This window comes from Microvirga makkahensis, assembly GCF_009830105.1.
Taxonomy (GTDB): Bacteria; Pseudomonadota; Alphaproteobacteria; order Rhizobiales; family Beijerinckiaceae; genus Microvirga; species Microvirga makkahensis.
The window spans coordinates 1-21,514 of sequence record NZ_WURB01000018.1 but is presented as its reverse complement, the minus strand read 5'-3'; the positions used below and the strand labels follow the sequence as shown (position 1 = coordinate 21,514).

Sequence of the window (21,514 nt, the reverse complement as noted above, 5' to 3'; positions counted from 1 at the left end):
GGTCAGATGAGCAGATGCAATTGCGGGAGGCTGTCAAGAGCTTTGCCCGTGACGAGTTGAACGTCGGCCTGAAGGAGCGGGACAAACGGGGCGAGTTCAGCCGTGACGGCTGGCTCAAATGTGCCAAGTTTGGGATTCACGGCCTACCCGTCCCAGCGGATTACGGTGGGATGGGGGCCGATCCACTCACGACGGTGGGAGTGCTCGAGAACCTTGGCTATGGATGCAGGGACAATGGCTTGGTGTTCTCGATCAATGCCCACATGTGGACGGTCGAGGTCCCACTGCTCGATTTCGGATCGGAGCCGCAGAAGCGCAAATACCTGCCTGACCTCTGCAACGGTACTCTGATCGGTGGAAACGCAATGACGGAGCCCGGCTCGGGATCAGACGCATACAGCCTCCGGACGACGGCGGAACGGCGCGGCAGCCGTTATGTGCTGAATGGCAGCAAAACCTTTGTTTCCAACGGCAATGTTGCGGACCTCATCGTAGTATATGCCACCCTCGATCGATCGGCCGGGTCGAATGGGATCTGCGGCTTTCTTGTCGAGAAAAACTACCCAGGCTTTCGAGTTGGGCGTCCTCTCGAGAAAATGGGTCTTCGCACGTCCCCGATGGCTGAACTGTTCTTCGACGATTGCGAGGTTCCGGCCGAGAACCGCCTTGGGCGGGAGGGTGCCGGCCAGAGCCTTTTTATGCATTCCATGAACTGGGAACGCGCCTGCATCCTTTCCAATGCCGTCGGAGCGATGCAGCGTCTGCTCGACATATCGATCCGCTATGCGAGAGACCGGAAGCAATTCGGCCAATCCATTGGCAAGTTCCAGTTGGTGGGAAGCAAGATCGTAGATATGAAGATGCGCGTCGATCAAGCCCAAGCCGCGCTTTATCGGACGGCATGGCTTAGTGCTAAGGGGCGAAACGTCTATCTCGAAGCGGCTTTGGCGAAGCTCACGATCAGCGAGAACTGGATACGGTGTGCGGAGGACGCCATCCAGATACACGGCGGCTACGGCTACATGGTGGAATCGGAGGTTGAACGTGAGTTGCGCGATGCGCTGGGCAGCCGGCTGTACTCGGGAACTTCTGAGATTCAACGGGTGCTCGTGGCGTCTATGCTTGGCCTATAGAGCCGTCATTCACAAAGTGGCACGCGATAGGTGGATTGAAGAGCATCGATTTGTGCAGGATGGGTGGACTTTGTTCTCCAGATGATTCCCAGGCCCGCGTGCCCAGATGAGCATAAGCGAGATCAGGCGGATGAACGTCTCACCGGCGTCTCTGCCCGCCTTCGGTAGTCAACTGCTTTCCGGCGGATGTGACATGGGAGGAGCCCTCAGTGGAAACGGCGTCGGATCGCGCCCGAAGCCTGGAGGATAGTTCAGAGATGAAAGCCGGATTCGCTCATCGCTGGCGCGGACCTGCGTTTCCGCCTGATGCGCTAGTCTCGCGTCATCTCAAGAGAGTGCAATGGCGCCTGAACCGATTGGCATTGACTATCCGGTCTGCCGCGACGCGGAGCGCGATGGCATGGCGGATCACGATCAGTGGCCGACAGCATCCCCTTCCAGGAGAGCTTGTCGTATCCCTGACCTCATATCCTCCCCGCTACGCTATTCTTCCTCTAACGCTGAGATCTTTGCTATGCCAGACCGTCAAACCAGACCGTATCATTCTTTGGGTGTCGCATAATGACGAACCCGAAATTCCAGAGGCCGTGCGCCGGCTCACTTCATACGGCTTGGAGATCCGCCCCACCGACGACATCAAATCGTTCAAGAAAATCATTCCGGCTGTCAGGATGTTTCCCGATGCCTTCATTGTGACGGCTGACGACGACGTCTATTACGGGCCACACTGGCTGGAAGACTTGGCACTGGCTTCCTCAGGACAAACGGGCCTGATCGTCTGCTGCCAGGCACGTGAGATCCGGCTCGATGATCAGGGAAGATTGCAGCCTTATGAACGATGGCCCTATCTCGTTGAGCCGAGAGACGCGACGACGACGTTTCCGATAGGGCGCGGAGGCATTCTCTACCCGCCTGGAGCGTTGTCCCCTGAAGTCACCAATGAAGTAGCGTTTCTTGAACTCTGCCCGCAAGCCGACGACATTTGGCTGTACTGGATGGGGAGACGCGCTGGCAGCACCTACAGAAAAATTCAGCAGTCCGAAGGTCTGTGGGACTGGCCTGGGTCACAGAGGACCGCGCTTTTCCGCAGTAACCTCCTGGGAAACATGAACGACCGGCAAGTCGACGCGATCGCGCAAAGATATGGATATCCGCAGTTTTAGAGTATTACTATGTGCGAACTATCTGACCGGGAGTGCCCGAACCGAGCCCCGGAGCATATGTCGACTTGGATCATGATCAAGGGGCCGACTCCGTGAGCGCCAATGACATCCGAGACAAATGCAAATTTCGGACCGATCCTGTTTCCATTCACAGGCTCGACCGTGGGAGGAAGTCATATATCGACCTTCCACCTTGCTCGATCCTTAGAAGCACACCATGGCGTTAAGTGTGTCGTTCTCGCACCGCTAGCCTCGAATGTCGCGCGACAAGCCGCCGAGATGGACCTTGAGGTGCACTCTACCGGAGACGCCCCGGCGAAGGCCCGCGATTTTGCCGCCGACATCGCGAAGGTGTCCCGTCGCCTGCGGACGCTGAAGTCTTATGGGCCAGACGCCATCGTTCATTGCAACGACATCTGGAGCCTTCAATCATGGGGCATCGTGGGGCGGATGCTTGGGTTGCCGCTCGTCTATCACCATCGAGCGCTCCTGCGGATGCGCTGGCTTGATCGGGTGCTTGTGCGGCAATCGCACGGCATCATCACCATATCGGACCCCTGCCGGCGCAATCTTCGATTTCTTCCGGAGGAACGCGTCACGTGCATTCTCAATCCCTTTCCGGATCCCATGCTCAAGCCCCCCGAAGGACGGCGGATGGAATTCCACCCTCACACGTCAGGCGATGCGGAGCCGATTCTCATCGGGTTCATCGGCAACTTCCAGTTTCGGAAGCGGCCCGACTACTTCCTTGACGTTTGTGCGGTCATCGCAGCACGGGAATCCCGTGCTCGATTCGTCATCTTTGGCCGCGAGCGCGATTTCCAAGGCCGCGATCTGGAGAAACGCGCTGCAGACCTTGGGATCGCAGACAGGCTAGTTCTGGCGGGCTTCCGGTCGCCACCCGAGATGAACATCGCGACCCTTGACATCTTGCTTGCTCCGGCCCTCGGGGAGCCCTTTGGCCGAACACTCGTGGAGGCTCTGCTTCTCGGCGTTCCCTTCGTTGCAACAGACGATGCCGGGCACTCCGAAATTGTGGCCCGCTGGTCGGGTGGGCTCCTGGTTGGGTCTCAGGCCACGGCCGACAAGTTCGCAGAGGAGGCCATGCGCGTCCTCGCTGCTCCCGAAGACTTTATCCTGTCTCTTGAGGCCCGCCGGAAGGTAGCCGAGGAACTCTCGCCACGATCGCATGCCGCCAGAATCATGAATGTGTATCGCAGTATCAGCGGAGCCAAGGCATGAGCGCGCTCAGTACGCTCTCCGCTGGCCTCCGACCCAATGCCTCGTACAAAGCGCTTGTCTCATCGCTGATCTTGTCCCAATCGTAGTTGCGGAGGAAACTCTTCGACGGGACGGAATACGACTGATGCGGTGCGGACAGCCTTCTTCGAAGGTCCTCCTCGTCGCCGGCCTTGAAGTAATTTATCATTGGCAGGCCGAGATCGAGGTTGGCTGGAATGTCGCTTAGGAGAGTCGGGCACCCCGACGCTGTGGCTTCCAATGCGGCGATGGCTAGGCCCTCATGCCGGGAGGCAAGGACGAACAACGCGGCATTCGCCAGAAGGACGCGAATATCGGCGGGACAGAGGGCACCAGTGAAGATAACCCGCTCATCAGACTCGCGGTGGAGGTATTCGGCATATCGATCTTCGGACGAGGATCCCCCAACGATGACGAGGTTCGATGGACGAGGGATGCTTCGATATGCGTGAATGAGTGTCTCGATCCCCTTCTCCGGCACAAGACGCCCGACGGTTATGACATAGTCATAGCGCTTGAGCCTGTACCGTGACAGTATCGCTCCGCTCACGTCCTCAGCCGCTTCGGCCCCCGCCATGTGATTTGAGCCGTTGGGTATGAACGAGATGTGCGACGAAGGCAACCGGTATTGGCGTCTCAAGTGATCCGCGGCGGACGGGGACACGGCAATGATATGATCCGCGAAATAGACGGCGCAGAACTCGCCGACGCGCAGGACCGCCTTGGCGCACACGTTCCAACGCGCCCGATTATAATCGGCGCCGTGGTGGGTCACAAGCACCTTCATGCCCATCATCTTTGCCAGCGGAGCGACCAAGGCCGGACCGATCGCGTGGATGTGGAGGAGTTCAGCATGAAACCGGAACCTGGCATACAGGAGACCAACCAGGGCATTCGATATCGCTTCGAGGTATTTTCCTCTCGCGTGAGCCAGCGCCACAATCCGTACACCATCGAATTCCGAGACGCCCTTAGGGCAGTAGGACCTGCGACCGATGACAATGAACTGATCTTCCGGCCGCCGCTTCTTCAGTCGTGGGATGAGCTGCTCGCAGTGCATCTCGATGCCCCCGCTGACACGAGGTATGCCTCTGAGGCCAAGAACACAGATCTTCACGGCGGACCTCGATCTGACAGCTACTGACCGGACGTGATTTGGAGATGACCGCCCTCACGGACCAATGACAATCTCCCACTTGGATTCGTCTTGATCGATGAGTTCTGGACGATGAGGGACCCTCCGGATTCAACCTCAAAGACCGTGGTCTGTTCATCGAAATCCTCGATCTCGCATCCTGAAACTTCTGCACGCGCACCTTTTGCAATCCAAAAGTGGTCCTGCAGACCGCTCCCACCGCGCTTGTGCGGATCGTGGCTGACGCAATCGACGATCATGGCATCGCCCCAGATGCGGTAGTTGCGCTTGTTGTCGTAGGCAACAGGACGTTGCAACACCGTCGCGGACGACTTGAGATCATAGCCGCCATCGGTAGAACCAGACGCTATCGTTTCTTCAAACCTGACGTTGCGGACTCCGCGCTCGGTAGTGAATCCGTCACCGTTCCAGTACTCGTTCCTGCTGTCGTGACTGTTCATCATCGTCACGCGCCGAAGAACGATGTTGTGGGCCGTACCCTCCAGGGCGACACCGATTGCGAAATTGTCGCCATCCTGACGTTCGCTATCGCCAAGAACGTCCTCTATTACGATATTACTTGAATCGCCGCGGATGCGAAATGCTCCCTTGGAATAGCCCCGAACCGACACCCGCCTGATGGTCAGATCGTCTACACTCGCGCTTTGTTCCGCGCCGCCCGGATTGACTTCAAAGAAGCGCCGGACATTCTGCGCGGATACGTCTTCGATGTGAAGACCGCGGATGCGGCCCGCCACCCGGAAGCTGCCATCACCTGTGTTGCGAAAGGAGATATTCCTGAAGACGAGGTAGTCGGCCCCCGTTCGGAGGCGAAAGACCTCCGAGCCTGGATGCGCATTCGGCTCCCAGGGGGCGGCGCGCGACCCGAGAATTTCGGCATCCGCGATACGTCCGCTTGCATCCACGCCACGGATCGTGATCCGCCCTCCCGCGCTACCGCCGTTCCGGATGGAGATCTGCCGATCCACCCGATAGGGGCCATCATCCGCCTTCAGAAGAACCGAGCCTCCGGGCGCAAGTTTGGCGATGAACTCGGGAAGCCGGTTGAGCGCCCCGGCATTCGACCAGTCGGAGCCGTTCCCCGATCCTGACGGTATCGGTGCAATATGCAGGGTTCGCACCTCCTCGCCGAACGCTAGGCACTGAGTGCCGCAGGCTGCGACAAGCGCCAAAGCGGCAAGAGATCGCATCAGTACAGCGCCGAGATCCGTTCCTCTGAGATGCATGCAGGCGTGGAGTCTGGAAAGTGGCTTCGTGCCATACGTTACCGCTGACCTGAGCGACAAGATGGGCATGAAGTTCTCCTATATATTCGTTCCGACATCGGAACCAATGCAAGTGGATCCGGCCTAATACGCATTTGTCTGGCGGAACACCTCACGCCCCGTCCGAATGAGGATCAGGATATCGAGACGCAGATTGCGGTGCGCGACGTACTCGTTGTCGAGGTCGACGCGTCGTTGGATGGCTTCGATTGTCGATACCCCGCCACGAAGGCCATGGATCTGCGCCCATCCCGTGATGCCTGGCTTTACGCGGCTTCTCAGCGCGTATCCGTCAACGAGCTTGCTGAACTCGATGTCGTGTTGAAGAGCATGGGGACGGGGTCCGACGAGTGACATCTCGCCCCGGATGACATTGATTAGTTGTGGAAGTTCATCAAGGCTCGTTTGCCGAAGGTGGCGCCCAACGCGTGTGACGCGCGGGTCGCCACGTATGGCTTGAGTGATCTCTCCGTTCTCCTCGGTAACTGTCATCGTGCGGAATTTGTACATCCGAAACGGACGGCCATTGATCCCTCCTCGAGTCTGCCTGAATAGGATCGGACCAGGCGAATCGACGCGTATCGCGACCGCAATAGCGATAAGTGCAGGTAGGACGAGGATAAGTGCCACTGTCGCAATGACGAGATCGAACGCGCGCCTGTACAGTTCTTCCCGACGCGAGTGCAGCGGCCGTTCGAACTCGTATGGAGCCGTCAGCTTCGACGTAAGCATGGCCATGGTGGTCCTCCTGGCACGGATGTGCGAATTCCTAGTGTGGAGAAGTAGCGGACCAACGCGCAACACAATCATCACTAACGCTGCACGCAGCGTGTCATACCAACGCGCTGTTGCAAGATCTTGTTCGGCCTACCTGAGCACTACTATGTACGTCACTTGGTAAAGCCAAATGTGCCGGCGGTTTTTATAATGCATCCCTTGCCGAGAGCAACGGTGCGGTGTCTGCCAACGGCAGCACACATCACGCGCTAAACTAGCGGTCTCGGGCCTAGGTCCGTGCGATGAAGCGCCCCCACTACATCCGATCCCAATCGGAAGAGCTAAAGGGCATTTCCGGGTGGCAGACCGGAGATAGGCCTTGCTTTCGGAGCGATTTGATACTCGATCGCTTAAGCGGCGCATTGCTCTTCGCAAAGCAAGAGACCTCGGCGGCGAACCCCAGAATTCACGCGATGCGCTCTAGTCCTTCGATTTCTTGCGAGCATGCTTTGTGCTACGCCATGTCACGGTTTGATTGCGAGAAGGGTTGGCGTCACCGGGCCTGCCCCAGGCCACTGTGCTGCACCGAAGCCTTGAGCCGAGCCATGCACCGGCCGTGCGTGGGCATCTAACCCACGGCGAACGCCCGTTGGCTCGGGGAAGCTTCTCCCACATATCCAGAAGGTCCTGAGGTACACCCGACGCGGCATATGAACGTGCAAATAATTTTCCGTGCAGGATACTGGCACCTAGCCAGGTACGTTAGCCCCACCAGGATCGGGATGCCCTGTGCCAATTGCGGCAAGGATCATAGCGCAAGCCGCAACGTCCGCTAAATTAAACCTGTCCTCGCTAAGCTGGAGCAGCGGGTGAATAGAGTGCCGCACGGTTCACATCCGATGCTCTGATGACAAAGGCGGCCGACGCTCAGAACGATTGGCTATGCGCGGTCGCCGCTATAGATTGGCATGAGGGCACATGAAAAGCCTATCGGCAGTGACATTGCAGAGCATACAGGACTTCAACGAGCAGAACGGTCCTGTACAGTGGCTTCGAGCTAAGACCATCCTGTATGGCGCCTTGAGCGGGCACAACAGGAGCTGTAATGAATCATCGCTGGAGCGAGTTGCGAGGAACCTCATGCTGCAGCTATTCGCGCAGAAGACGATCAACGAGCCGCACGAAGAACTGAACTTCGCACCTTCTCGCTGGCGAGATCAGGGCGATTACTTCGACGTGAAGGTCATCATTGCAGCTTTCAGACGCCAGTTGAAAATAATCCTTCTTGTCGCATTCCTCGGCGCAACCGGGGGGATATCATTCGTGGCCACGTCTGTGCCCCAATTCACGGCCACCACCAGCATCATGATCGATCGCCGGCAGGTTCGTGCTGTTCAGGACGTCTCGGCAGTAACGGAAATCGGTTCCGTGGATCCTTCAACTGTCGTCGATAGCCAAGTCGAGGTCCTGAAATCCGAGAAGATTGCGCTCGCGGTGGTCAACGCTCTGGATCTCACCAACGATCCGGTGTTTCTGACCAGCGACGGCTGGATTCTTACTTGGGTAACTCGATCGGTCGGCCGGGCCGTTCGCTCTGTCGTTAGCCTGATTCAGGATAGGCCCGCGCCTAACTCCCATGAAGTGCGGGCACGTGAAGCCGCACAGTGGGCTGCCGCCTACCGCCTCTTGCGCCGGACGACAATCACGCGGGTCGGCAAGACTTACCTCATCTCGATCAGTTACACTGGGGCGAATGCGGACCAATCAGCTCGCATCGTCAACGCCTATGTCGAGGCGTATCTCGACGATCAGCTCGAGGGGAGATATGACTCTACGCGGCGCGCTAACGCCTGGCTTCTCGCGCGTATCGAAGAGCTACGGAAGCAGGCAGTCGATTCAGATCTCGCCGTTCAGCAGTTCCGCGCCAAAAACAATCTGATTGCCATCGGGGGGCAGCTCGTTACGGACCTGCAACTTTCCGAACTCAATGCCCAACTCGCTGTCGTCCGTGGGGAGGTTGCACGCACGGGCGCCCAGTTGGACAGAATTCGCTATGTCTTGAGAACGAACCAGATCGAGGCATTGGTAGGCGAGGGACTTAAGGACGATATCATTAACGATCTGCAATCGCGCTATATTGAGGTCGGGAGACGCGAGGCGGAGATCAGTGCTCGCTTTGGTTCGGATCATGAACGGGCGATTCAATATCGATCTGAGAAGGCGGATATCCAGCACCAGATCCTCACCAAACTGAGCTCTGTCGCGCAGAGCTACGAGAGCGAGTTCGAGGTTGCAAAGGCCCGGCTGGAGGAACTCGATCGCAACGTAAGCAACCTCATTTCCGTCGCCGCCGATGCAAATGCCAAACTTGTTCAGCTGCGCGAGCTTGAGCGATCCGCCGATACTTATAAAGGCCTATATGACACTTTCTCTCAGCGCTACCAGCAAACGGTCCAGCAACAATCGTTCCCCTTGAGCGACGCGCGAGTTGTGACCCCGGCCGCTCCGCCGCTGCAGCCTAGTCAGCCTAAGCCCCTCGTCAGCATAGTTCTTTCGGCACTCGTGGGAGCGCTCCTCGGGGGCGCGTGGGGTGCCATGCGCGAGTATCGCGACGGGTCAATCCGAACTGGCAAGGACATCAGAGAGGCATTGGGGTTACGGTGTCTAGGATTGCTGCCGGTCATTTCTATCCCTCATTTCGAGAGACGGCACAGTTCCGGCTTTCCAACTCGCAGTTTCTCCGAAGCTTCGAGTGAAGTGTCATTTGCCCTTGCCAGATTCGTTGACCTCTTCCCGGAGTCGAGGTTTGCCGAGACCCTTAGATCGGCCTTGCTCTCGGTTGCGGGGAGCGGTCCGGAGAGATCGAGGGTCATCGGGGTCCTGTCTGTCGCTCCGCAAGAGGGTAGATCGCTGATTGCAGCCAATCTCGCGACGCTTCTCGGGCGGGGAGAAGGGCCGACTTTGCTGATTGATGGCGATGCCAGGAATCCTTGTCTCAGCACGATTTTGGCTCCTGATGCAAAATTTGGTCTTCTCGACGTACTCGCTGGCGCATGTTCCTGGAACGATGCCTTGCGCTGCGGGCCTGTCCATGGAGTCGCGGTGCTTCCCATATTGAAACGTCCGGACTTGACACATCCGAGCCACCTTCTTGCTGGCGATCAACTCGACCAAGTCCTCCGGGAGGCGGCAGCTCATTTTAAGTACATCGTCGTCGACCTACCGCCTCTGAGTGTTGCGAGCGAGGCAAGGATTCTCGCAGGAAAGGTCGATTGCGTGCTTCTCGTCGTGAAATGGGGGGAGACCTCGAAGGAGTTCATACGCGAGGTTCTGGGAGTCGACGAAGGTGTAAGATTCCAGTGCGCTGGCGCAATCCTGAACGGCGTAGATATGGGAAAAATCCGGCAATATCAGGAAAGCAGTTAAGCTGGTGCCAGAACCTTATCGGAGTGAAACGATCAGGATGATGCGCGAAGCGCACGCATGAAGATCGCAATCATGATGCCTCGCGCCTCTAGTTTGTCCTGTGCACAACGGGAGCCTGGCAAGGATAACCCATGCTTACGTCAACGACCGGTCCAAGGCAAGGAGGCGTGCGGGCAGTTGTATTCCCGTTCGTGGGTGGCGACATCGGGGGCAGCCATGTTTCCGCCTTTACCCTTGCGCGAGCACTGCAGGAAGAGCACGGCGTTCAATGCTGCATTCTCTGTTCTTCTGAAACCATGATCGCCCGACATGCCGTCGAAAGCGGGCTTTGCGTTATCCCGACGGGCGAAGCGCCGACACCCCGTCATCATCTGATGTACGACGCCTCTCGGTTATTCGCCCGCCTGCAAGTTGCAAGAGCATTTCCGATGGACAGCGTGGTTCATTTCAATGACCTGCGGACGATGCAGTCCTGGGGGCCGATCGCGCATCTCGCGGGGAAACCTGTCGTGTATCACCATCGCTCGCTCAATCGAATGACCCTTCCGAAGCGCATTCTTGTCGGCCTCGCCCATGAAGTCGTCTGCATCTCTGAGTCGTGCCGGGAGAATGTCTCATTCGTCCGGCCAGAAAAAAGCACGCTCATTCTCAACCCCGTACAAATCGACCTCAAGAGCGCGCAGCGGGAAGCTGCGCGCCGCTTCGCCGTTGAGCAAGGCTGTCCAACGGATCGTCCCCTCGTCGGCTTCGTGGGCAACTTCTGGCTTTGGAAGCGCCCGGACCTGTTCCTACAGACCTGCTCGAGATTGCTGCAGATCCGGCCCGACTGCCACTTCGTGCTCTTTGGGCGCGATGGCGACTGGACCGAACAAGACCTTGTCCGAATGGCGCAAGGCCTTGGCATCGACGAGCGGGTGACATTCGCGGGCTTCCATCTGCCGGGAGAACGGAACATCGCCGCTCTCGACCTCCTCGTTGCCACATCCGTCCGGGAGCCCTTCGGTCGCACACTCGTGGAGGCTGCCATTGTCGGAACGCCATATGTTGCTACCGACGACTCTGGTTACCGGGAAATATGGGACACTTGGCGGGGAGGTCGCCTGGTTCCCGTGACCGCCAATGCGGACGAATTTGCTCGAGTCGCGTTCGACATCTTGCTCGCGCCCAAAAGCGTGGCGCTTGGAAGCAATGAGCGCCGTCGGGTCGCCAAGGATGTCTCGGCAAGCACGCATGCGCGCCAGATCATGAAAATCTACGACCGCCTCCAGCCATTATCGCGTGAGATGCTGAAAGATCGCCAAAAGGCAAGGATCTGAGAGTTATCTTTGCCGGACCCGATGCTCCAATCGCGCCCTATCCAGCACGGGAATGGCCGTAGCCCGAGGCATGCGCGAGACTCGGAGGCGCCGGGGCGCCTGAACGTGCAACGTATAAGCCAGCGTGAGTGCGAGCAAGATATTCCCTTCGATCAGCCAGAGCGGCATCGTTGCTAGGTTGAGAATGAGAAATCCCGCATGTGCGCTGACAACGAGAAGACGATGTTGTGACACGCTTCTGAGTGCAAATCTGATGTTCGACACGAACAGGACGATCATGCTGACAAGGCCGACGGAGCCGCTCTCATACAGGGATGATATGAACGTGTTATGAGCGTATCGTGTGAAGACACCTTCCCAGGAATCGGGGCCAAAGCCGAAGGCAAGATTGAGGATCGATCCGTCAAGATAGGAGGTGACATACCGGCTCCAGATCACAGCACGGGCCGACAGCAGTTCTTCGTCTGACGTGGTATAGTATTCTGGCGGCTTCACTAAGTCGGAGAGGTTGGCCAGAGTAAGGAACAGATCGTCGAAGCGCTCTTGCAGGACAATGGCCGCGGCATAGAAGAGCATAGTTCCGGCAAGAGCGAACACGATGAGTACGAACGGGCGGTCCGTCGGGGAAACGCGCCGAACTGCGCCAATGAGCGGAGCCGCAACGGTAATCGGAATTGCGGCAAGGAGAGAGGTTCGGTAATTGGCCAGAAGAAGCGCCATAAGGGCAATGGGGACGCAAATCGCAGTGAGAAACGGCCGGTCGGATTCGAGGAAGAAAGAGCAATAGAGAAAGGTCAGCATGATGATCGAGAACGCCGCCTCGTGGTTGTAGCCGCCGATATAGCATATGGAGCTATCCGATATGCTGAACTTCCCCAAACCCATGGCTACAGATAGGACCTGGAGGGCAAGAGGAGGCAGGAAGGCCACGATAAGGGTGCCAAACACAGCGCTGGAGCCGTGACGGCCGAGGGCCTCGAAAGCGGCCGCCGTTAGGACAAGGAAGTATCCCCACTTTGTCAGGCTGCCGACGGCGCTGGCGGGATCGTTGATGCTCGCGCTGACCATCGTGGCGACGATCACCAGATAGACACCTCCGAAGGCTTTCAACAGCAGCAGGCGTCGCTCGATCACCAGGAAGCCGATAGCCGTGAGTGCGATCGAAGCTATCGCATTGAGCGACAATCCACCGGCTACAGGTGGGTATGTGAACGGATGGAACGCGGACAGGAGGTATCTAAGCCATAGCGCGAAAATTAGAAAGCGCGTCGAGGCATCCTTGTAACGGAACAGAGCGACAAAGATCAGCGGAAGCAGAGCCAAGTAGATGCCTCCGACAATGTAGGGAGAGAATGTCGGGACACTTGGTTCCATTCTCATCGGCCTCCGGCAAGCTACCCATCAGGTAATTCCCCTGGTGGAAGATCTCGAGCATCAGGCCCGCGGGCGAGCCCCGCCTTCAGTGTCTTTCGGACAGCGCGCTCATCTGTCGGGTGCTCCCGGGCGGAGAATGCATAGAGATTTCAACCTCCGGCGTTGGGAGCAATCGGTTGAGTTCCGCGCGTATTTGGTCCCTGATGCTATCGACTTGGCTGATACGCATCGTTCCGGCATACATTGCCGCTCTCGTTTGGATCGCAGCAAGCTCGATCGTGTCGAAGGCCTCCAACAGGGCAAGCCCGCTTTCTCTCCAATAAGGATTGCTGTGGAGAACTTCGCACAGCGCGCGGATCATGCGGGATGTGAGGGCCCCGGGTATGTTGTTCACCGTCTGGGTGACGCATTGAAGAGCCGTAATCAACGTGTCCGGACCGAAGCGCTTCAGACATTGCGTGATCGCGCCAACGGCCATAGTCTGCCCGGCGCGTTGACGCTCGACAGGAAGTGGATACCGAAGGAGCTCGACCTCGGCTCTGAGGCAAATATCGGCGGTGTCGATTGCCCAAGGCTCGCGTGCCACAACGGCGGCGGCATGCAAGGCCATCGGTGAGATCGGCACGGTAATTCCGTTGATGGCCTTGAAGGCAGCCGCTTGCTGCTCGCGCGACGCAATGACCACCTGGCAGGGAACGCTGTCGAATCCGATGAGCGCAGCGGCTGTGGTCCGATGTTGCCCATCGATGATGACGAACTTTCCCCCTTCGACGGGCGAGACCACAACAGGGGAGAAGCAGGACCAGGAGAAGGCTTTCGCAATTCGCATGACATTGCGTCGACCCTGACCGACAATTGGTCTTTGATACGCTGGATCAACCAGCAGGTCCTCAATGCGCAGCCACTGCAACATTGGGACTGCACCGGCATTGACATTGGCCGGCTTTTCGAGCCCTTCCGTTGAGATCTGTCTCATGCCGCTGTTCCTCTAAATGTCTGCGTAGGCGTAATTGTTCTCCTTCGAACCCTTCCTACGAACCTTCCCGCTGTGCGACCTACGTTACCTCACAGGACTGTTCATTGGGATTTCTCCGATGAGTTGCTTCTCTGCTGAGCGGTGGTCGTTATCGTGTGACGGAGTCCTTGCTGGCAGCGCTTATGCTGGACTGCCCGGATGAAGCGGGCTCTCCGACGGCCTGATCGACCTGCACGACATCCCCGGGCTCGATCGTTGCGGATTCGTCGGCGACGGACTTGACGGTACTGCCGCCAACCCGGCGGATGATAGAGAACACCGTCGTCGGCCTGGCAGCCGTCTTGTCGAAGAGGAACTGTGACATGGTGACCGTCGCCTCATTGATGAGACTCAGGGAAGTCGCGAGACGTGCCTTAGATTGATCGATCTGCGCTTCGGTATCCTGCTTGTCAGCGACGATTTGGGCCTTCCGCTCGGCCTTCAAGTCGGCTGCGGCGCGTTCCGCCTTGCTGATCTCCTGTCGTGCGCGGAGGACGGCGGTCGTGTAGTCGAGCAGCTTGCTCTCAAGATCCGCTAACGTGCGTTCGAGGCCGAATTCACGGGAACTGACCGCCAAGCCTTTAGCCACCAAGGCGCTGACAGTCTGCTGCTCTCGACGGGCCATGGTAATTTGCCTGTTCTGGACCTCGATCTTTTGCTCAAGCGCCTCGACTTCCCTAGAGAACAGGCTTCTGATTTCAGAATAGGCTAGGAGCTGTGACTTCAACGCTTCACTGCGGGCATTCATAACAGCCGTTTCATCGGCGATCAGGCGCGCGACTTCGGCATCGTTGCGCAGTTCCTCGGGTGTCGCGATCTGCATGGTCCCGTCGAGCTCGGCGGCGAGCCGCGCACGGCGGACCAGCAATCGACGGGCCTCAAGGCGTGCACTTTCGTGAACTCCCTGCGCCGTAATTCTGTCTTTCTCCATGCGGCCGGCCTCCATCCCCACCTGTTGGAGAACGCCTCCCGCCAAGCCGATTGCCTGCAGGACAGTCAACCCGGGCCGATACGGATACTCGCCCGAGTTCTGTACGGCTCCAACTACATAGATCGGCCTATACTGGACGATCTCGATGGTAGCTTCCGGCCGGCGTGAAAGCCCGGCTCGCTGCTGCAATGTCTCGGCAATGGACGTCGCGAACTCTTCCGTTGTCCTTCCGGCCGCAGGCAGGCTTCCGATGAGCGGCAGGGAGACGGTTCCTGAGGCGCTGACAGAATACTCGTTGGCGAAGACCGCCCAATCGAAATATTCGGCCTTGTCAGTCCGCCACTCAACAACTTTGATGCGTAATTTGTCTTGCGGTCCGAGACGATAATCGTCGGCCGTCGCGCGGATCGGGAGGACGAGCATCCCAATCGCGCAGACCAAGCCGCAAAATGTCGAGAATTTGGAGCGCATAATTTCGCCTTTGCTCAATCAAAAACGAGAGGGCATCTCCATCCTGCCGCTTCCCGATATGATTCACGCTACGCTGGGCTATGGGTACATGCCATTTGCGGGCTGCGCCGAGACTAGGAACGTTTTGGTCATCCAGACCTAGTTGCGAGTCAATAAAGTTCGGCCTGTCCTGAAACAAGGTACTGATTTACAGATAAACAATCCAGTCAAAGGCAAATTCGGGCCGAGCTTCTCTCGAAGAGATGACACCCTACTGCATTGATTGTCAATACCTGGATAACACCTTGGGGCGACTGATGATCAAATACAGGAAAGCTTGGCAGATGCTAGCGAAAGTCAACGGAATGATTTGACGGTAGGCTCGGCAAAAGAACGGATACTTCAAAGGTATTACCTCGGTATTACCGAGCAGACCAGCGCAACGTTCGGCGCGCAACCGAAGGGCCGCACAATGCGCTAGATCGTGCGGGCTCTTCGGACATACTTGATGGGCGGATCATGATTCAAGGCTGCTTCCAGGAGGCGGTCCCGGGTGCTCTGGACCGTCTGATCCTGAGCGACGAACAATGGAGGCGGAGTCGCCCTACTTCATTGGCGATGAGCGCACACGCGGTTCGTCGAGCTGCGATAACTGCATGTTCGTGGAGGCGGTGCTGCGGAGATTGTGCATACCAGCTTGTCCTAGCGCGACCTGCCCGAGATCTCCGGGGAGTGGAGGAGCGTGCTCCGCCGCTTCAGCCGCTGGAGCAAGAAGGGTGAGGTAGAGCATCTTCGCAGCCATGTCGGATGATCCCGACTGCTGGCATCCGATCGTCGATCCCATCATCATGCGCGCCCACCAACACGCTGCGGACGCAAGAAAGAGGGCTGAAGGTCACGCCCTGGGGCGCTCCCGTGGCAGCCTAAGACAGCGATCGTCTGCGCGCGGCGATCGCCAGAAAAGGCGCCAAGGTTGTCAGTCCCAGCAGCCCCTCCAGAGCCCGCAAAAGTCCCGCTCGATCACCACTTCTATGCCCAGAGGTAGAGGCACCTGGCTGAATGCTGCTTCTCTGAGCCCAGACAGGTCTCAATGCGCTATGAGAAAACGGCGAGAAACTGCCTCGCCGTCGTCACGATCACTGAAAGTATCTTATAGATCAGATACGTGTCCACACAGTCTAGAGGATGAAGTCCTGAGTGCTCAGCTGGAAGGTGCCGCTCAGCTTGACGCAGATATCGACATGGCCGTCTCCATCCACGTCGCCGTGGATTTCCGTGACGCCGTTGACGCTGAAAGCGCGCAACTCACCGGCGGTCTTGCTGAACTTAGCGCTGCCGATGAACGCGAAGGACTGATTGCCCACGCTCTTCACATCCGCGTCGATCACCGAATAGTCGATCTTGTCCTCCCCAAGTACGAAATCCTTGATCGTGTCGACCGTTTTAGAAGATCCCGACTCACGCGTGGCATTGAAGCAGAATATGTCCTGTCCACTTCCGCCAGAGAGGATGTCCCGACCGGTGCCGCCAGTCAGCCTGTCGCTTCCTGCCCCGCCGGACAGCGTATCGTTGCCCGCCAAGCCACTGATCAAGTCGCCGCCCGCGGTGCCGTTCAGTTCGTCATGTCCCGCCGTGCCCATGATCGTCTGCGGGGAGGGAGCTTCCTCAGGTGCGGTGGCCGTAGTCAGGAGAACCTGGGAGCCGGATCCTAATCCGGATAGCCTTCCGCTTGTGCTAATCTTTGTGCCGTTGACCTCTAGGAGCGCGCCGGTCTTCCATAGATTGAACACGGTTATGCTGGCATTCTGGTCCAGAATTGAGCCGCCGTTGATTTTCGCATGGGCGCTGGCGGCCAGCCAGACATGATCAGTCGAGGCACTGCCACCGAAGTGGTGAGGATCTCGGCTCTGTCCGTCTTCCATCGTGATCGACGTGCTCCAGAAACGGTAATTGCGGTTGTTGCCTTCCGCAATTGTGTTGATAAGAACCGTATCACTGGATTTGAGATCATAGCCGGCATCCGTGCTGCCGGATGCTACCGTGTTTTCGAACCGAATATTGTAGTTTCCGGACTCTGTCGTGAAGCCGTCGCCATTCCAGTACTCGGTACTCGATCCACGTGCGTTGCTGCCTTGCATCACGACGTTTCTGAAGACGACATTGTGCGCCGTGTCATCAAGCGCGATACCTTGCACATACTTCTCTGGTGTGTTCGCGTCACCGCGACCCGTGACATCCTCAATGAGAATGTTGCGGCTATCGTACCTGAGCTTGATTGCGTTCTGCGAGAACTTGTTGATGCTCACCGCTCTCACTGTGAGCCCATCGACACTGGCGCTCGCATAGCCGCTCGAGATCGTATCCTCAAGGAAGCGCCTCACATTGTCCGCCTGCATGTGCTCAAGAGTGAGATCCTTGATGTCGGCGCCAATCCGGAAGGCGCCATTGCCGATGTTCTTGAACGCCATATTCTGGAACTTGAGGTGGTCGGCGCCGGCCAAGAGACGGAAGACTTCTGTCCCTTCCGGTTTGCCCGTTGTCCAGTCGGTCGCCCGCGTACCGACGAACTGCGCATTCATAGGCTTGCCGGTCGCGTCCACCCCACGGATGGTGACGGGCGCTCCTGCTTCGCCGCCAGTCCTGATCGTTGTCTGACCGGTCACCTGATAGGCACCCTGATCGGCGCGTAGAAGAACCTCACCATTCGGGCCGGCCTTGGCGATGAAGCTCGAAAGGCTGGAAATCGGGCCTGAATTGGCCCAATTGGATCCATCTTTCGTGCCGGATCCAGTTGGAGAAATATACAATGTCGTCAAAGCAAAACCTTTCTGTGCGGCCCTGGAAGGAGCGGCCTCAATCGCAAAACCCGTGCGGTCTCAATAGAAGAGCCGCATGATCGTCATGAAATTGCGCAGAACGCAGATGCCGATGCGGAATATGTTCGGCCTCTGCTTACGATGTTCTAGCAACGAGCGAGATGAATCACACGACTGCTGATGTCAAGTTGCTTTGGCCTGCCCTCCTGAGAAGCGACCATCCTGATGTGTGGCTTTCAGGCCGAATGGAGGGCGAGAGAATGGATCTGCTGCGAACCGTTTGGCAACTCGATTACGCTTGCGCCTCCGGCCAGCTCCGAGGGCGCAAGGTGTTCAAAGGCCGTTATTTTGATCGCTTGGTGATCCTTCCGTGCGTCCGCTGGTTGGATTGCTTCGAATAATGGAAAGAATGACGCAGGAGGATCTCCACGTCCCGTACACGCCTCACGAACTTCAGGGCGAGGCCGTGCGGCTCGCGCTGACGTGTGGTCGCGACCTGGCGATCAGCGGTTTCTGGATGAAGGGGGCCAGATCCGAGGTACACTGCGCTTTCCTTGGCGAGCAGTTGACCAGTATTGGTCCTGCCCGATGTGCCATCCACGGGCTACGCAACGTTCCGGGCGTCGTGAGTTTGTTGAGCGAAGGTGTTCGGTGCCAAGCCGCCGAGCGCCGTAAGTGGCCCGGTCTCATTGCATTCTCCCCTGCGGTCTTTGATCCGCTCCTGGGGAGCGGCGAAAACCAGGGGCTTCACCTCTTTCTTCTGAGCACGTCCTGCAGCATCGTCTTGTCCAGGGCTGGATCCGCCACGAGCTTCTTGAGCTGGCGGATCTCGGTCACGCCCATGTCGGCGAACTGCTTTTCCAGCGGTAGAAGGTGGGCTCGGTGATGCCCGTCCGGCGGATCACCTCGGCCACCGGCGTGCCGCTTTCGGCTTGGCGCAGCGCAAAGGCGATCTGCTCTTCCCTATAGCGCGTCTTCTTCATGGCGCCGACCCTTCTCAGGGATCAGAATGCCCGGAAAAGTTGACCTTCCGATGGACCAGTTTGTGGGGGCAGGACCAAGGATCGCATCGCCCAGAACCAACACCCCCTCCGCATGAAGCATCTTGGCTTTCTCGATGGCTTCAGGAATGTCCCCGGGGGCGCGTATCTCAATCACATCAACTCGCAGCCCCGGTTGGATGACCATGGATACTTCGCGTGCCAGGGCAAGGCGATGGTCGTCGTTCGCAGGGTTCACCAGCACCGCCGCCCTTTGGGCTTGGGGCAGAAGCTCCCGCAAGATCTCGAACCGCCTGGCTAAGAATGCGCCGGGTGTGATCGGGGCCACCCCGGTGACATTGTGCTCTGGGTGGGCCAGACTTTGCACCAGACCAATTTGGAAGGGATTGGCCACGAAGGAGAACGCAATAGGGATCTCCGATGTGGCGCCCTTGAGGGCTCGGGCTATTGGTGCGCTCGGGCCGACGATAAGGTCGGATCGTGACCGAACGATTTCGGCAGCCAGCTCAGACGCGCGCTCATAGGGGCCCTCCAAGGCCCGCCGCTCGATGGTGAGATTGTGGCCCTCGATCCAGCCGAGTTTGCGCAGTTCGTCCTCGAAGGCGGTGTGGCCGGAACCGGCACACCGGACGGGATACAGCATCCCAAGATGGACCGTTTCGGCGGGCGTCTGGGCTGCCACACCCGAGGCGAGCGGGACCAAGGCAAGCGCAGCGAAGCATGGAGAGCGGCCCATCGGGAAGTCTCCTCTTTTCGCATTTGAAGGAGCAAGCCTACTCTACTCGGCGTTCGCCAGACAGATCCTCATTGACGCCTTGAGTGCATTGATGGGTAGGCGGACCTTAGCAGAGCCGAGTTGGAGTTTCGAAGAATACACCCGCTGACGTATGTTCGAGGCGGATCGGAGTGACTGGCGCCGGGTTCGCCGCAGGGGTAACATCATGCCGCCTTACGTGCATGCAGACTCCCATGAGTATCTGGCGAGGTGGTCCAATGAGGCGGCGAGAGTTTCTTTCGCTGATCTGCGCGGCAACACTCGCTCAGCCAGGCGTCGCTCGCGGGCAGTCTGGCAGGATTCCTCGCGTCGGTGTTCTCTGGCACGCCGCCAGTGCCGAGGCGCAGGGAGTGTACTACACGGCTCTTGTCGAGGGCTTCCGGGACCTCGGCTATGTGGACAGACACAACATAGCCCTCGAGCATCGGTTCGCCGGCGAAGCGCCTGAGCGCTTCCGGAGCCCGACAGCCGAGCTGATTGGGCTCGAGGTTGACGTGCTGGTGATAGTGGGCCCGCAGACGGCACCTTATGCCAAGAACGCGACCAGCACGATCCCTGTTGTCTTCATGGGCGTTCCCGATCCCGTGGGCAGTGGTTTCGCCGACAGCCTCGCGCGACCGGGGAGGAACATGACGGGGCTGTCCACCTTCGGGGCCGATATCGACTCCAAGCGCCTGCAAACCTCAAGTCCATGAGAGAGGACCTGTCCCGGATTGCTTTGCTCGTCAATCCCACTTCGCAACCGGCGCCCTTGTACAGACGGGTCCCTGACGCCGCGGCAATTGAACTGGGTCTTGAGAGCGTCACGTTCGAAGCACGCTCGCCCGATGAACTGGAGCGCGCCTTCGAGGCCATGGCTGAGGCTGGCATGCAGGCGGTGACGATCAATGGGGACGGTTTGGTCTACCAGCATCGGTTCCTTGTCGGGAAGCTGGCCCTTGCCCGCCGCCTGCCGCTGGCGGTGTGGTCAAGGGAGACGTTCGATGGGGGCGCGTTGATGTCCTATGGCCCCGATCAGGTTGCATGTGCCGCCGCGCGCCTGCTTTCGTGGACAAGATCCTGAGAGGCGCCAAGCCGGGTGACTTGCCGGTTGAGCAGCCCGCGAAACTGGAGCTCTTCATCAACCTCAAGGTGGCGGGAACATTGGGCCTGACGGTTCCGCCGATGTTGCTCGCGCTTGCGGACGACGTGATCGAATGAGTTCTCATTGTAAGGTTGGTCGCCGAGAGGATCTGCCGCTCCGCCCATCGGACGGTATAGGATAATATGCAAGCTGCTGGCCGCCATGTCACAAAGCAAAACCGAGTCGCCCTGAATCTCGGCGCAACGGGAACGGCCATCCAACCCGCGGCCTTGTGGCCGGAGCCGTCGGTGTTGCGGCGATGACCTTGACCGAGAGGCTTGAGCAGGCGTTCGCCAGACGGACGAACGCGTACGTTCCGGCCCACATTCTCGAGCGCCTCCTTCGTCCGCCGCATGGGGCCGATCACGAGCGGCTGCTGCTGAACTGGGCCATGCACCGGGGCCAGAGCATGGTTCTGGGGAGCCGTGCGAGCCCTGATAGCCCAGCACGTCTGCCTTTGCAGCCTTTCGCTCCAGTCCGATCAGGCGGATGTGACGGGCAGCACCTTGGCATAGCTCTGACGGATCTTCCGGTAGCACTCGCAGGCCACCCCTTCGAGGCCCGCTTGGTCCACGATACGGATACCGCCGCGT

At 58.5% G+C, this 21,514-nt stretch carries 16 protein-coding genes and 2 pseudogenes; 9 read left to right on the top strand and 9 right to left on the bottom strand.

Going from position 1 to position 21,514, the window contains the following annotated elements; all coding sequences use genetic code 11:
• Positions 1-14: 14 nt before the first annotated feature.
• From GR328_RS19310 to GR328_RS19300, 3 genes are all read left to right on the top strand, one after another.
• Positions 15-1,133 (top strand): acyl-CoA dehydrogenase family protein, encoded by a 1,119-nt coding sequence (locus tag GR328_RS19310; RefSeq protein ID WP_246215983.1) that lies wholly within the window; start codon positions 15-17, stop codon positions 1,131-1,133.
• Between the two features lie 395 nt (positions 1,134-1,528).
• Positions 1,529-2,296, top strand: coding sequence for a hypothetical protein (locus GR328_RS19305; protein ID WP_205790143.1), 768 nt, complete (start codon positions 1,529-1,531; stop codon positions 2,294-2,296).
• A gap of 102 nt (positions 2,297-2,398) precedes the next feature.
• Positions 2,399-3,538: a glycosyltransferase family 4 protein gene (locus tag GR328_RS19300; protein ID WP_160886694.1), complete on the top strand. Its 1,140-nt coding sequence runs from the start codon at positions 2,399-2,401 to the stop codon at positions 3,536-3,538.
• Here the strand turns inward: GR328_RS19300 and GR328_RS19295 are convergent.
• The 3 genes from GR328_RS19295 to GR328_RS19285 form a co-directional block, all read right to left on the bottom strand.
• Positions 3,519-4,673 carry a glycosyltransferase gene (locus tag GR328_RS19295; protein ID WP_160886692.1) on the bottom strand — a complete coding sequence of 385 codons (1,155 nt, stop codon included), beginning with the start codon at positions 4,671-4,673 and terminating at the stop codon, positions 3,519-3,521. The genes GR328_RS19300 and GR328_RS19295 overlap by 20 nt on opposite strands.
• Positions 4,674-4,693: 20 nt before the next feature.
• Positions 4,694-5,680, bottom strand: a complete 987-nt coding sequence (locus GR328_RS19290; RefSeq protein WP_160886690.1) for a hypothetical protein — start codon at positions 5,678-5,680, stop codon at positions 4,694-4,696.
• A 381-nt stretch (positions 5,681-6,061) separates the two neighbouring features.
• On the bottom strand, positions 6,062-6,715 hold the full coding sequence (locus GR328_RS19285; RefSeq protein ID WP_160886688.1) for an exopolysaccharide biosynthesis polyprenyl glycosylphosphotransferase: 654 nt from the start codon (positions 6,713-6,715) through the stop codon (positions 6,062-6,064).
• 1,119 nt (positions 6,716-7,834) lie between these two features.
• On the opposite strand from GR328_RS19285, the gene GR328_RS19280 reads away from it, so the two are divergent.
• Entirely contained in the window at positions 7,835-10,120 is a 2,286-nt protein-coding gene (locus tag GR328_RS19280) for a Wzz/FepE/Etk N-terminal domain-containing protein (protein ID WP_160886686.1), read from the top strand.
• A gap of 191 nt (positions 10,121-10,311) precedes the next feature.
• Positions 10,312-11,436 carry a glycosyltransferase gene (locus GR328_RS19275; RefSeq protein ID WP_160886684.1) on the top strand — a complete coding sequence of 375 codons (1,125 nt, stop codon included), beginning with the start codon at positions 10,312-10,314 and terminating at the stop codon, positions 11,434-11,436.
• 3 nt (positions 11,437-11,439) lie between these two features.
• Here the strand turns inward: GR328_RS19275 and GR328_RS19270 are convergent, their stop codons facing one another.
• The 3 genes from GR328_RS19270 to GR328_RS19260 form a co-directional block, all read right to left on the bottom strand.
• A complete protein-coding gene (locus GR328_RS19270) occupies positions 11,440-12,810 on the bottom strand; it encodes an O-antigen ligase family protein (RefSeq protein ID WP_160886682.1) in 1,371 nt (456 codons plus the stop codon).
• 85 nt (positions 12,811-12,895) lie between these two features.
• Positions 12,896-13,786, bottom strand: coding sequence for a ParB N-terminal domain-containing protein (locus GR328_RS19265; RefSeq protein WP_160886680.1), 891 nt, complete (start codon positions 13,784-13,786; stop codon positions 12,896-12,898).
• Between the two features lie 148 nt (positions 13,787-13,934).
• Entirely contained in the window at positions 13,935-15,227 is a 1,293-nt protein-coding gene (locus GR328_RS19260) for a polysaccharide biosynthesis/export family protein (protein ID WP_160886678.1), read from the bottom strand.
• A gap of 498 nt (positions 15,228-15,725) precedes the next feature.
• On the opposite strand from GR328_RS19260, the pseudogene GR328_RS19255 reads away from it, so the two are divergent.
• Positions 15,726-16,362, top strand: a pseudogene (locus GR328_RS19255) (transposase).
• Between the two features lie 22 nt (positions 16,363-16,384).
• Here the strand turns inward: GR328_RS19255 and GR328_RS19250 are convergent.
• From GR328_RS19250 to GR328_RS19240, 3 genes and pseudogenes are all read right to left on the bottom strand, one after another.
• Positions 16,385-18,022, bottom strand: a complete 1,638-nt coding sequence (locus tag GR328_RS19250) for a M10 family metallopeptidase C-terminal domain-containing protein (RefSeq protein ID WP_160886676.1) — start codon at positions 18,020-18,022, stop codon at positions 16,385-16,387.
• A gap of 753 nt (positions 18,023-18,775) precedes the next feature.
• Positions 18,776-19,005 (bottom strand): annotated as a pseudogene (locus tag GR328_RS19245) (transposase); the annotation flags it as partial.
• On the bottom strand, positions 18,986-19,759 hold the full coding sequence (locus GR328_RS19240) for an ABC transporter substrate-binding protein (protein WP_160886672.1): 774 nt from the start codon (positions 19,757-19,759) through the stop codon (positions 18,986-18,988). The gene GR328_RS19240 and the pseudogene GR328_RS19245, both read right to left, overlap by 20 nt.
• A gap of 257 nt (positions 19,760-20,016) precedes the next feature.
• Between GR328_RS19240 and GR328_RS19235 the strand changes: the two genes are divergently transcribed.
• Genes GR328_RS19235 through GR328_RS19225 form a run of 3 tightly spaced genes read left to right on the top strand, consistent with a single transcriptional unit; the run spans position 20,017 to position 20,998 of the window.
• The gene (locus GR328_RS19235) at positions 20,017-20,493 is read left to right on the top strand and encodes an ABC transporter substrate binding protein (RefSeq protein ID WP_205790142.1); all 477 of its coding nucleotides are present in this window, start codon (positions 20,017-20,019) and stop codon (positions 20,491-20,493) included.
• A 23-nt stretch (positions 20,494-20,516) separates the two neighbouring features.
• Positions 20,517-20,861 (top strand): type 1 periplasmic-binding domain-containing protein, encoded by a 345-nt coding sequence (locus tag GR328_RS19230; RefSeq protein WP_160886668.1) that lies wholly within the window; start codon positions 20,517-20,519, stop codon positions 20,859-20,861.
• Entirely contained in the window at positions 20,846-20,998 is a 153-nt protein-coding gene (locus GR328_RS19225; RefSeq protein WP_160886666.1) for an ABC transporter substrate binding protein, read from the top strand. The genes GR328_RS19230 and GR328_RS19225 overlap by 16 nt, the downstream gene beginning before the upstream one ends.
• Positions 20,999-21,514 lie beyond the last annotated feature (516 nt).